Source organism: Methanobrevibacter sp. (assembly GCF_045220775.1).
Lineage (GTDB): Archaea > Methanobacteriota > Methanobacteria > Methanobacteriales > Methanobacteriaceae > Methanocatella.
This window is the reverse complement of record NZ_JBGUWC010000032.1, coordinates 17030-30212: the sequence shown is the minus strand read 5'-3', so window position 1 is coordinate 30212 and position 13183 is coordinate 17030. Positions and strand designations below refer to the sequence as shown.

The 13183-nt window shown below is 33.2% G+C and carries 10 protein-coding genes; 6 read left to right on the top strand and 4 right to left on the bottom strand.

Annotation, left to right across the window (positions count from 1 at the left end; genetic code table 11):
* Positions 1-54: 54 nt before the first annotated feature.
* Together oadA and ACJROP_RS01640 are read right to left on the bottom strand one after the other, a co-directional pair.
* Positions 55-1767 carry a sodium-extruding oxaloacetate decarboxylase subunit alpha gene (gene oadA, locus ACJROP_RS01645; protein ID WP_406533758.1) on the bottom strand — a complete coding sequence of 571 codons (1713 nt, stop codon included), beginning with the start codon at positions 1765-1767 and terminating at the stop codon, positions 55-57.
* 162 nt (positions 1768-1929) lie between these two features.
* Positions 1930-3024 (bottom strand): inositol-3-phosphate synthase, encoded by a 1095-nt coding sequence (locus ACJROP_RS01640; protein ID WP_406533757.1) that lies wholly within the window; start codon positions 3022-3024, stop codon positions 1930-1932.
* A 139-nt stretch (positions 3025-3163) separates the two neighbouring features.
* On the opposite strand from ACJROP_RS01640, the gene ACJROP_RS01635 reads away from it, so the two are divergent.
* The 3 genes from ACJROP_RS01635 to ACJROP_RS01625 all read left to right on the top strand — a co-directional run bounded on the left by ACJROP_RS01635 (position 3164) and on the right by ACJROP_RS01625 (position 7314).
* Positions 3164-4030: a UbiA family prenyltransferase gene (locus tag ACJROP_RS01635; RefSeq protein WP_406533756.1), complete on the top strand. Its 867-nt coding sequence runs from the start codon at positions 3164-3166 to the stop codon at positions 4028-4030.
* A gap of 25 nt (positions 4031-4055) precedes the next feature.
* Positions 4056-5630: a glycosyltransferase family 39 protein gene (locus tag ACJROP_RS01630; protein WP_406533755.1), complete on the top strand. Its 1575-nt coding sequence runs from the start codon at positions 4056-4058 to the stop codon at positions 5628-5630.
* Positions 5631-5787: 157 nt separating this feature from the next.
* On the top strand, positions 5788-7314 hold the full coding sequence (locus tag ACJROP_RS01625) for an NERD domain-containing protein (RefSeq protein WP_406533754.1): 1527 nt from the start codon (positions 5788-5790) through the stop codon (positions 7312-7314).
* A gap of 31 nt (positions 7315-7345) precedes the next feature.
* Here ACJROP_RS01625 and ACJROP_RS01620 read toward each other — a convergent pair whose 3' ends face one another.
* Both ACJROP_RS01620 and ACJROP_RS01615 read right to left on the bottom strand, forming a co-directional pair.
* On the bottom strand, positions 7346-8350 hold the full coding sequence (locus tag ACJROP_RS01620) for an N-acetylneuraminate synthase family protein (RefSeq protein ID WP_406533753.1): 1005 nt from the start codon (positions 8348-8350) through the stop codon (positions 7346-7348).
* Positions 8347-10017, bottom strand: a complete 1671-nt coding sequence (locus tag ACJROP_RS01615) for a cytidylyltransferase domain-containing protein (protein ID WP_406533752.1) — start codon at positions 10015-10017, stop codon at positions 8347-8349. Before ACJROP_RS01615 ends, ACJROP_RS01620 begins: the two co-directional genes overlap by 4 nt.
* Before the next feature lie 91 nt (positions 10018-10108).
* Here ACJROP_RS01615 and hypD point away from each other — a divergent pair, with 91 nt between their 5' ends.
* Genes hypD through ACJROP_RS01600 form a run of 3 tightly spaced genes read left to right on the top strand, consistent with a single transcriptional unit; the run spans position 10109 to position 13180 of the window.
* Positions 10109-11155 (top strand): hydrogenase formation protein HypD, encoded by a 1047-nt coding sequence (gene hypD / locus ACJROP_RS01610; RefSeq protein WP_406533759.1) that lies wholly within the window; start codon positions 10109-10111, stop codon positions 11153-11155.
* A 2-nt stretch (positions 11156-11157) separates the two neighbouring features.
* Positions 11158-11862 (top strand): phosphoglycolate phosphatase, encoded by a 705-nt coding sequence (locus ACJROP_RS01605; protein ID WP_406533751.1) that lies wholly within the window; start codon positions 11158-11160, stop codon positions 11860-11862.
* A 7-nt stretch (positions 11863-11869) separates the two neighbouring features.
* Positions 11870-13180, top strand: coding sequence for a TldD/PmbA family protein (locus ACJROP_RS01600; RefSeq protein ID WP_406533750.1), 1311 nt, complete (start codon positions 11870-11872; stop codon positions 13178-13180).
* Positions 13181-13183 lie beyond the last annotated feature (3 nt).

The window sequence follows — 13183 nt, the reverse complement described above, 5'->3', positions numbered from 1 at the left end:
AAAAGATTAAACCATCAATAATAATAAAATTAAAAAAAGAGTAAAAAAGGTAATCTATTTGATTACCATTAATGTATCGCCTGCACTGACTGCATCACCAGGCTCTACGAAGATTTCTGTTACTTCACCGTCAACTTCAGATTGGATGTCGTTTTCCATCTTCATAGCTTCAATAACGCAGATAGTGGATCCTTTAGTGACTTTATCTCCAACATTAACGTTGAGTTTGATTACCATACCCTGCATTGAGGAAGTAACTCCTCCTTCAACTGGTTTGAAGTTTCCGCTAGCGGTTTCTTCAATTTCCATGAAACCTGTAGGCATGATTTTGACTTCATACATGTCCCCATCAACTTCAACATTATATTGGGTTGGAATTCCAATAGCCTCATCTTCACTGAATGCATGAGGCGGTTTGAGTTCCTCTTCTTCAGCTTCCCCTTTAAGGAATTTTGGAGCTATTGGTGGGTATAAAGCATAAGTCAATGCATCTTCATCAGATTTGACAAATCCTTTTTCCATACCCTCAGATTTATATTTGTCGAACTCAGGCTCTAACAAATCTGCCGGCCTGCAGGTAATGACTTCTTCATCACCGATGATTTTTTTGGAAATTTCAGCATCAACAGGTGCAGGTGGCTTACCGTACATTCCTTTCATATACTCTTTAACCTCATTGGATACGGTTTTATATCTTTCTCCACCTAAAACGTTCATTACGGATTGGATACCAACAATTTGACTTGTTGGAGTTACAAGAGGAGGGTATCCCATATCTTTTCTTACGCGAGGCATTTCCTCAAGCACATCATTATATCTGTCAAGAGCATTTTGCTCTTTGAGTTGGGAAATAAGATTTGAAAGCATTCCTCCAGGAATTTGGTATAATAACACATCAGCATCAATACTTGTGGAAATCGGATCGAGAATGCCTAAGTATTTTTCTTTAATGTCATCGAAATATTTTTTGATGGATGCCAATAATTTCAAATCGAAACCTGTGTCAAATGGGGTTTCTTGAAGAGCTGCAACAATACTTTCTGTTGGAGGTTGGCTTGTTCCCCATGCTAAAGGTGAAATAGCAGTGTCTAAAATGTCCACTCCAGCTTGACATGCTGCATAATAACTAATTGGAGTCATTCCACTAGTACAATGACAATGTAAATCTACAAGCAAATCAGTTTCTTCTTTTAATGCAGAAACTAAATCATACGCAGCAGTAGGTGTAATTAAACCGGCCATGTCCTTAATGGCTACAGAATCACAATCAAGAGCTTCAAGATTTTTAGCTAATTCTACAAAATCATCCAATGTGTGAACTGGACTTATAGTATAACTTATTGTTCCTTGCACATGAGCGCCTTGTTCTTTAGCAACTTTGATAGCTTTTTCCATGTTCCTAATATCATTTAAAGCATCAAAGACTCTGAAAATATCCACCCCATTCTCATAGGATTTTTCTACGAATTTTGTCACTACATCATCAGGATAATGTTTATAGCCAACCAAATTCTGTCCTCTTAAAAGCATTTGAATTGGAGTCTTGTTAAATTCGGATTTTAATTGCCTTAATCTTTCCCATGGATCCTCATTTAAATATCTAATACAAGTATCAAAAGTAGCTCCACCCCAAGCTTCTACTGAAAAATAACCTACTTTATCCATTTCTTCAGCAATAGGTATCATATCTCTAGTTCTCATCCTAGTTGCGAGTAGAGATTGGTGAGCATCACGAAGTGCTGTCTCTGTAATTCTAACTTTTGCCATTCATTTACACCTCTTTCAAATTTTATTTATAAATAATCCTAGAATATCCAACTATAATATATGTTTATTGTATTATATAAATTATACAGAATAGCAAAAACTATATGATTTTCAAAAAAATCTAAAAAAAGTTAATAAAAAAAAGAAAAAAATATTGAAAAATTATCTTTCTAATTCGCCATGAATGAATTTTTCAACATTTTCGTATGCTTCATCATCAGCATATTGGACTGGAGGATGCTTCATTGTATAAGAAGAAATAGATGTTAACTGTCCTCCAACGCCTCTTTCCAAACCGATTTTACAGCATCTTACAGCATCAATTACGCAACCTGCAGAGTTTGGAGAGTCTTCTACACTTAATCTAAGCTCAATGTTCATTGGAACATCACCAAAGGTACGGCCTTCCATCCTAAGGAAACATAATTTGTTATCGTTTTGCCATGGGACATAATCGCTAGGGCCGATGTGTATATATCTGTCATCCATTCTTTCTTTTAAAACAGACTGCACGGCTTCTGTCTTGGATTCTTTCTTAGAGTCCAATCTGGTACGATTAAGCATGTTTAAAAAGTCAGTGTTACCTCCGGTGTTAAGTTGATAAGTCCTATCTAATTTAACACCCCTATCCATAAATAAACTAGCTAGTGTTCTGTGTGTGATGGTGGCTCCGATTTGAGCTTTAATGTCGTCACCAACAATAGGAATACCTTTTTCTCTGAATTTTGCATCCCATTCAGGGTCACTTACAATAAATACAGGCATACAATTAACATATGCAATACCTGCATCAAGAGCGCATTGAGCATAATATCTTGCTGCCTCTTCTGAACCTACAGGCAAGTAATTAACTAAAATTTCGGCTCCGCTTTCTTTTAAAACTTCAACTACATCAACAGGATCTTCATCGCTTACGACAAAAGTATAATCATCATCATAATTTGACATGTGCTCTGCAACACCGTCCAAAACATGACCCATGCTTACCTTAACGTCATATTTTGGAATATCTTCCTGAAAAACAGTTGTGCAGTTAGGTTTTGCAAATATTGCTTCATCAATAGTTTTGCCGACTTTTCTTGCATCAACATCAAAGGCTGCAACAACTTCGATATCGCTAGGTTTGTATCCACCGATTTCCCAATGCATAAGTCCTATCGCATCACTTGGATTTTTACCATCATAATAATGTATTCCTTGAATAAGAGAACTTGCACAGTTTCCTATTCCAACAATCGCTATTTTAATCTTGTTCAATTATAACACCAGCTTAATTAAATTATAAGTAATACTTTTTTAGATTAATAAAATATAATACTATGTTAAATAATATACTTTATATAATTATCCTTTTAATATATAAACGTTTATAGAAATAATGATAGGAAAAAATAAAATGAATCCATATATTGAAATCTTAAGACCAGGGAATGCATTGATGGGTGCAATTTCAATTGTTCTTGTAGCCCTTATTGATAAGACTTTTTCAATCCCAGTGATACTTGCGATGATTGCGGTGTTTTTTGAAACCGCCGCCGGAAATGTGATAAATGACTATTTCGATTATAAGATAGATTTAATAAACAAACCGGAAAGACCAATACCGTCAGGAAGAATTTCCCTCAAAAACGGCAGAAATTATGCTTACCTTTTATTCCTTGCAGGGACAATATGCGGTTTTTTAATCAGCTACCTTACAGGCAATTGGATTCCATTCGGAATTGTTCTTATTGCAGACATTGTTCTTTATTTATATGCCTATAAACTAAAAGCAACTCCACTGATTGGAAACTTGACTGTTGGTTTTATGACCGGTTTTGGGTTTGTTTTTGGAGGTTTTTCAATTAATACTCCCAACATAATAACAACATCTTTGTTTTTAGGATTTTTCGCATTTGTAATGACAACAGCACGTGAAATCGTAAAAGACATTGAAGACATTGAGGGCGATAAGGCTGATGGCGCCAAAACATTGCCCATCTTAATTGGCGAAAAAAAACCTGCAATATTAGCTGCCATTTTAATAATAATTGATAGTGCATTATGTCCTTTATTATATTATTACCACATTTTTGGAGTTTTATATTTGGTAGTGATAGCTATTGCAGTCATATTGTTCGTTTACTCAGCAGTTCTGATACTCAAATCACAGGAAAGAAGCGTTGCTGCAAAAGTTTCTAAAAATCTAAAAATCGGAATGTTAATAGCTTTTGTTGCATTTGTCTTTGGATCATTTGATTTTTTACAACTAATACCTATATAAAGTAATTTAATGAAAGTAATTAACAATGTTTGAAGAATTCAATATAAATCAAAAAGATAAAATTTATCTACTTTTTATTGTGCTTTTCAGCACAATATTGGTCGTACACTACATACATTTCAATGATGTCATTGGAATTTCCTGTTCTGACGTGTACGTTTACCTTTTAAATGCACTTTATTACACGGGAACCAATATAAACTCGACCAAATTCATCTATTTATCGCCAGTGATTTGTTTTTTAACTTCACTATTCTTTAGATTTGGTTTTGTAGACAAATTAGCAATATATATCGTTACAGGGGCCTTTGCAATATTTGGCAATGTTGGATTTTACTTATTGCTGAAGAAATATTTTGATGAAAACTTAAGCTTGACCGGTACCGTGCTCTTTTCATCATTCACTCTTTACTTAACATGGCTTGCAAATGGAACTTTGGATATCCCCGCAACAGGAATAATTATTTGGATTGTATTATTTACTGTAATTGCAATCAAGGAAAACCCCAAATATTATGAATATCTCATTCCACTTTTTGTTATTGGATTTTTCACAAGATACACAGTAATATTAACCCTGCCCGCTTGTTTACTTTATTATATTTTTGAAAACGGATTTAAAATAAGACCAGAAGATTTGATTCACATCAAAAAAGGAATCAAAATAGCCGCAATAATCGCCGCCATTATCTTAGCTGTAGTCCTTATCATGAGCCATAACCATTTTGAGGCTACAAGCCAGATATCAAATGGAATCGTTGGTAAAACTGGATCTGACACAGACCCCGCTTTTAATCCTGACCCAAGCTACTATTTGGTTAATTATCCAAATTTCATTTCAAATTCCCATACTGTTTTTGAAGCAAATCCCGTCTTGGAATATCCTACAATGCTTTCATGGACCATAATTGCCATATTACTTGTTGGAGCAGGGCTTTGGCTATATGATAACCGGCTTAATCCTAAAAAAACAGATTTGATTTCAATTGTGATTATCTTAATAGCTATTTTAAGTTTTACTCGAGTCAGTTCTGTTTTTACAACATTATTAGTATTGATAAGCTTTTATCTTATCGGGAAAGACCGGGAACATAAAACCGGACTATTTATGCTTGCATGGATATTATGCAATGCAATATTTTTAAGTTATTATCAAATCAAAGTAAATAGATACATCATTCCAACATTTCCACCATTCATTTACTTTATTCTAATCTCTATCGAAAATATCCATAAGCATGTTAAAATCAATGCAAATTTAATTCCTTTGATTCTAATTGTAGTATTTATCATACAAGCCTTTGCATTTACTGCAACATTTGAACCAACCAGTAAATATACTTCAACGAAGGAAATGTCCGACTATATTATTGAAAACAACCCTGATTATCAGGATATGCTAATCGGAGTCTATAATATACGACCATATAGCTGGTGGCTTGGAGGCAATACAACAGGAATAGAAAGTGATGCCACAGATATGATAGATCAAAGTAATGTGACGTATTACATTTCAAATCAAAAGCTAGACAATCTAACAAACTATACTGAAATAAAGAATATTGACCAGCTATACCTATACGAAAAAATTAATGTTTAGTGTAATATATGACCATGACATATTCATTTTTCGTTTTCATTTAGAAATAATATTATCAACTTTCAAAAAATAACACAGATTATAACCAATTTTTAGAAACATATATAATAAAAAAAATAAAAAACTAATATCATAAAAAGTAATTAAAGAGGATAATATGAAAGTTGTATGCTGTAAGAACTGTGGTGCAAAATACCAACTCGATGATGATGACGATATCTCAACATTCGAGTGTTCTTCATGTGCAGGTGACTTAGAATACTTAGAAGATTATTCTAATGAGAATGAAAACTCTCGTTCATCATTCATTAGTTCATTTAAGTATGATAATTCCTACATTGTACAATGCCAAGACTGTGGGCTAAAATACAAGATTAAAAGTAGTGATAGCATACTTGATTATGAATGTGAAAGTTGCGGAGGTTCTTTAAGATATTTAGATGATGAAATGAACGAAGAATTAGATAAATATATTGAAGAAAGACGCAAAGAAATTCAAAACATTAGAAAAGAATCCCAAGCTAAAGAGCCAACATCTGAAGAATTAAAAACAGAAGATAACGTACACTCCTTAAAATCAATTACTAACAAACTTGAAAATTTCTTTTCAGAAGAACATATGCTAAAAATAGCAGATGATGAGAAAAAAGAAAAAGAGTTAGAAGAAGCAAATGGAAAAACTGCAAGAACTACAATACCACAATCTGTTTTATCAAAATTTGGAAAAGAATTTGCCGTTCCTAAAACTGATGATTACGGTGTTTTAAAAAATTTCCTTAAAGATGAATTTTTAAAAGGAATGAACGAATACTATCCAACAAAAAATGTAAACACACAAAATAACGGTTTACTTGATAAAATTAGTTTTAATGAACCGGGCGAAAGCAAACCGGCATCTCAAATTAGCTCAGTCCTTGAAAATGAATCAAAATTCAATATAAATAATTTGGATGGCAATAATATAATGATTATTATTGGAGCAGCTATTTTCATTTTGAGCATAATTGAAATATTAACCATAAACAGTGGTATAGGTATTGTTGCATTATTTATTGGAGTTATTATCTTATGTTATGGACTTTATAAAACTAGAGACGTAAAACAAACCGAAGAAAGATCAAAAATTATCAGAGAACACTTGTTAACTCTTTCCGATGACTATTACGTATTTTATAATGTTAAAACTCCAACTTCAAACTCCGGTATCAACCACGTAGTTGTAGGTCCAACTGGAATTTATGCTCTACTTTCACAGAAATACAATCCAAAACTTAGATTGGAATCAGAAAATGAAAATCTAAATTTAATTGGTTCAAGTGAATTAGATGAAGATAAGATTGAAGAGATTCCAATTTCTGGAAATGTGAGAAGATTTAGATATACTACAAAACAAGCTAAATTCTCCCAAGACAATAAAATTAAACAAAAAGCATTAAGCTTAGGTGAAGATTTAATCAATTTCCTCAATGACAATAACATTAAAAACTGTTTTGTTGAACCATTGGTTGGTTTCATAAATAATGAGGTTGTTGTTATAAATATGCCTTTAACTGATGAAGACCTATTTATTGAAGAATTATTGAATAAAATCAAAACCGCAACTATAAAATTAGATCCTGAAACAATTGACAAATGTGCTGTTTTAATTAACAGATATGCTGCAGATTGCTCTTCAGAAATTTAATTTTTCTTTTTTTATTTTTTATAAAAGATAATTAGGATATTAGATTATGATTTAATAAACATCCTTTTTTAATATTGCAATTAGCTACTTTTCCAACGATATTATCAGTTTCGGATGGGGGAATACCTAATCCTGGCCTTTTAAATTCAATGTCAGACAATTTAATTGTTTCACCTTTTTTGATATCTTTTTTGGCAACAATGGATTTTCTAACATTTCTTCTTGAGAAAGACTCACAGATTAAAGGTTGTTTATTTTTAAAACCCTTGATTTTAGATAAAACACTGGCATTTAATCTGAAAATATAAACATCCTCTTCATCCATTGCAAATTCATGGCCTTTTAGAGATTTATCTATTGTAAAATGCTTTTCTAAAATTCCAGCACCGTAATTATAGGCAGTTGTCAAAACAAACATATTTCTGTCAGGTATTGTGTAATCACAGTATCCGATATCATAATCGCTAAATGAATCAGCTAAATCCTTAATCATCAAGAGATTTGCATCCTCTAATTGTGTAGGGTATGATAAAACAGAATGCATTAATGCAATTTTGAAGTTTGACTCGTCTTCAATAGCGTTGATTGCATCTTTGATTTCCTTTAATGTGGCGGATGCAGTGGATAAAATAATTGGTTTCTTTTTAGTGGAGATGTACCTAATAAATGGAAGATTAGTTAAATCAGAAGCAGATATCTTATAAGCATCAACATACTTATCCAAATTATCTACATCTTTAAAATCAGAAGGAGTTATAATAAAAATAAGTCCTGCCTCCTTACAACATGTTGCAAGTTGGATATAATCTTCATAACTTAATTGATCTTCCATATCCAATGAATCTTCTTCAAAATTACAATGCAGAACTTCCGAATCTCCAACATGGAAATCAACCGCATTAATACTGCATTCCTTAGCTTTTTTGATTAGCAATCTTGCAACATCCAAATAGGAACTTTCATCCTTTTGAGCAAGGTCATAGAAATTAAAACTAATTTCTGCAATTAGAAAAGGATATTTCTTAAAGATATTCATTTTGCATCTCCATTTTTAAAATCAACATATTTTTCTTGGACAACAGACTTGATATTGTCAAATCCATGTTTTAAATCAATTCTTTTCATTTTGTTGTTCATTTCGATTCTGAGTTCTGGATTGTTTGCCAAAGCAACAAACTGATCAACAATTTCCTGTTTGGTTAATTGCTCGCCCATGCCCATGTTTATAAATCCATTGCTGGCATTTGCAAAGACATGAGTCTTTTCCAAATCATTTTGACAAACGCAAATTGTCGGAACCGCTAATGAACAGGCGTCGTACATTGTTTTGCTGGCAGAAGTGATAATGATATCTGCCTTAAACATGAACTCGCTTACATCAGATACATTTTGATAGATTTGGATTAACGGATTAGATTCATATTTGGAAACCAATTCCTCAATATTCTCATATCCTCCCCCCAATATGATATTTATCTTATTGTTATAATTAGTTGAAAGAATCGCATCTAAAAAGAGTTCAGAAAGATGATTGGAATCAGTGCCCTCAAAAATAATCAAAACATTATTCACATCCTGAGTAATCACTTTAGTGGGCTGGAAATAAAACTCATCCTTCAGGACATAATATTTGTAGCCGGTATAAACATTACTTTCGCTTAAATCATGTTCATATAAGCAATCAAACACTATATCGGCATAATCTATTCCTACACCCAAATCGTCAAAATTAACAACAAAATATCCCTCATTTTTTAGACTAAGCATATAGTCCTCAAAGGTATCCTGTATATTGTTAATAACAATATGAGGGTTAAATTCTTTTAAAATAGTTAATAATTCTTCGGTTCCATCATAAACTTTATAATCATAACCATATTCATTGATTACTTTAATACCAGATTCATAATGTTTATCTAAAAGAACTATGAAATCATGGGAAATAAGCTTAGAGGCCATTGACAAACATGTATGGATAGGCCTATTGCCGATTTCATTATTTGAATTGACAATGAATGCCACCCTTTTCTTTTGAATATGACTCTCTACAACCATCCAGTCATCATAATTTTGTATATCAATGCTTTCTTCACGAGATAACACTATCAAATCAATGTTTGAACCAATATAAGAATCTTCATGAATTAATCCTCTACGACTAACTACAACAGATCCTGATTCTCTAAATGATTTAGGCAAATCTTGCTTTTTAAGCCTTTCAATGTAATTTGGGAAAAACCTTTGATTATCATCATCATATCTCCAACTCAAATGAGAATCCTCAACAACACCAATTATGCTTTCAATAGCAAAATCTTCAAATCTCTCTATCGCCTTATCTAAAGTAGCTGATTTAAGTAACGGTGAGGAAGGTTGAATAATAATTACAATATCATATTCATCAAAAGCTAGTTTTTCTTTTTGAACCATAGCATCATAGATTACCTGCTCAAGAGACGCATCAGCAGCTGCCAAATCCCCGGAGCGCCTAATAACGCTTGCTCCAAATTTTTCAGATATTAATGCAAGTTCAGAATTATCAGTAGTTACCACAACATCATCGACATATTGGGATGCTTTAGCAAGTTCAATTGAATAAGAAATCAGGGGTTTGTTATTCATTAAACGAGAATATTTTCTTGGAATTCCAATGGAATCGTCCATAATTGGAATGACTACTAAAATTTTATTATTATTAAACATATATATCCCTTAAAAATTACAATAAAATTTAATTAATCCAATATTAAATATATCTATAATATAATATTAAATCTTCGGTGTTAATATGAATATGAAAAATATGTCACAAAAGCTTTTAGAAAAAATAAATGAATTATCTACACCCGTTAAAATAATGCACGTGTGTGGTTCCCATGAACACACAATAATGGAAAATGGAATTAGAACTCTACTTCCAGACGAAGTGCAAATTATTGCGGGTCCGGGTTGTCCAGTATGTGTCGTGCCCTCACGTGAAATTGATGAAGCGTTGGAACTTATTGATAAAGGAGTCACTGTAACCACATTTGGAGACATGTTAAGAGTTCCAGGCTCTGAAAGGTCTCTTGCAGATGCTAAAGCTGAAGGTGGAGATGTTAGAGTTGTTTATGGAATTAACAGAGCTATAGAAATAGCTGAAAAAGTAGATAATGATGTTGCTTTCATATCAGCAGGCTTTGAAACAACTGCTCCAACAACAGCGGCAGAATTATTGGCTACACCACCTGAAAACTTCTCAGTACTTTCATGTCATAGATTGATACCGCCGGCAATAGATTTTTTAATTAATTCCGGTGAAACTAGTTTAAATGCATTAATCCAACCTGGGCATGTATGTACCATAATTGGAACAAAGCCATTCGAATATTTCTCAACTGACTTTGGAATCCCACAAGCAGTAGCGGGATTTAATCCGTTAGACATATTGATGTCTGTTTATATGATTTTAAGACAGATTAAAAACGAAACACCGAAAATTGAAAATGAATACAAAAGAGCAGTCAGAGAAGAAGGAAACGTAATCGCACAGGATATGATTGACCAAGTGTTTGATGTAACTTCAAGGGAATGGAGAGGATTTCCAAAGATTCCAAATTCCATCCTAGAAATTAAAGATGAATTTAGTGAATTTAATGCCCGTGAAAAATATGACATTGAGGTGAAAGATGTTAATGAAGCTCCAAAAGGCTGCATTTGCGGGCCGATTCTAAGAGGTCTTGCAAGACCAGAAGACTGTAAACTATTTAGAAAGGCATGCAATCCATTACACCCAATTGGAGCATGTATGGTAAGTAAAGAAGGAACATGCAACATAGCACACAGATATTCAAGAGGATAACCATGACAATAGAAGCAATTGCAGTAGATATCGACGGGACAATAACAGATGACAAAAGACAAATTTGCATATCTGCAATCAAAGCTTTAAGAAAAGCCGAAGCAGCAGGAATTCCTACAATAATTGTTACCGGAAATGTTGTAAATTATGCATATGCAACAGAAGTTCTTATTGGATGCAGCGGAGGGCTTGTAGCCGAAAATGGAGGAGTTGTTTTTAAAGAAGGTGAAAACAACAATGCTGTTGAAACATTGGTTGAAAGGGACTTTGTAACATCAGCTGAAAATCACTTGAAAGAAAAGTTAGGGGACAAATTCGACAAACATGCTTCACATGACAATATGTACAGATTAACGGAAACTGTATTCTACAAAACATTAGATAGAACAGAACTGGAAGACGCATTGAAAGATTTTAAATACTTGGATCAGCTTGAAATTTATGACAGCGGTTTTGCTCTACACATTACTGACAAACGTGTGAACAAAGGAACTTCACTTAGGTATTTATGTGAGAGAAATGGAATCCACATGGAAAATGTAATGGCAATTGGAGACAGTGAAAACGACGAGGATTTCCTAAAAGAAACAGGATATAAGATAGCTGTCGGTAATGCTGAAGATAAACTCAAAAAAATCAGCACATACACATGTAAAGGACTGTACGGTGATGGAGTGGCTGAAGCCATTGAAAAATTTGCATTATAGTGATAATATGATATATGAAATAGCGCAACAAGCAAAAAAAGCGATTGAAAACGATTGCGACGCTTATGAAATTTACATTGACGAATCAAAATCCATTCAATTGGATTCTTTAAAAGAGGAATTAAACTTTGCAAAAGAAGAGATTGAATGCGGCGTTGGAATTCGCGTAATCAAAGATAATAAAGTCGGTTTTGCATTCACTTCAAACATGGACAGAATAGCTGAAACCGCAAGGCAATCCATAGAAAATACCAAATTGAATAAGGTTGATGAAAACTATGCTTTCGCAGAAGTTGAAAAAGTTCCTAAAATTGACAAGGTATACGATAAAAAATTCAATGATTTGAGTCTTGATGAATCAATCGAATTTTTAAAAACTACAATTGATACAGCTTTAGAAACCGGATGTGAAGTAACTGGAGCAGGTTTTTCAGCAAGTGAAGGAAGATCTCTGCTTTTAAACTCAAATGGTGTTTCAATTGAAGATGAAGGAACCGGATTTGGCATTGGATTATCAGTGACTATTCAGGAAGAAGGAAAAATCGCAACTGCCTATAATTCAGAATCTTCAAGATTCTTTGATTTGGAAGGTGAAAAATTAGCTAATGAGGTATGCGACCTGGCAAAAAGTTCCCTAGATACAAAACCAATTGAAACAGATGATTATAGTGTAATGCTAGATTATTTTGCTGCAATTGGACTTTTGCAAACATTCCTTGGTGCGTTTAACGGTGAAAATGTAATGAGGGGAAGATCCATTTTAAAAGATAAAATGAACACTGAAATTGCCAGCCCAGAATTAACTTTAACTGACAATTCTCTTTTAGAAAAGGGAATGTATACTTCAAAATGTGACGGAGAAGGTAGCGTGAGCCAAAAAACCGATTTGATAAAAGACGGTGTTTTAAGCTCATTCCTTTATGACATTTACACTGCAAATAAGGTTGGAGAAAAAACAACCTCTAACGGACTTCGAGGATCATATCTAACAACACCAATGATTGCTCCTACAAATCTAGAGTTCAAATTTAGTGAAATGAAAGATTTAGAAGAAATAGATAAGGGTGTTTTAACAACAAGCGTTTTAGGCGCACATACTGCAAATCCAATTTCAGGAGACTTTTCAGTCGAAGCAAGCAATGCATTTAAAATCGAAAATGGTGAATTGACTGACCCTATTAATAAAGCTATGATTTCCGGAAATATCTTTGAAATCATGCGAAAAGTAGAAGGAATAAGCTCCGAAATAAAACAATACGGGTCATTTATTATTCCAAAGTTGCTGGTTCACGATTTGAGAGTCGTTGGGCAAAACTAAAAA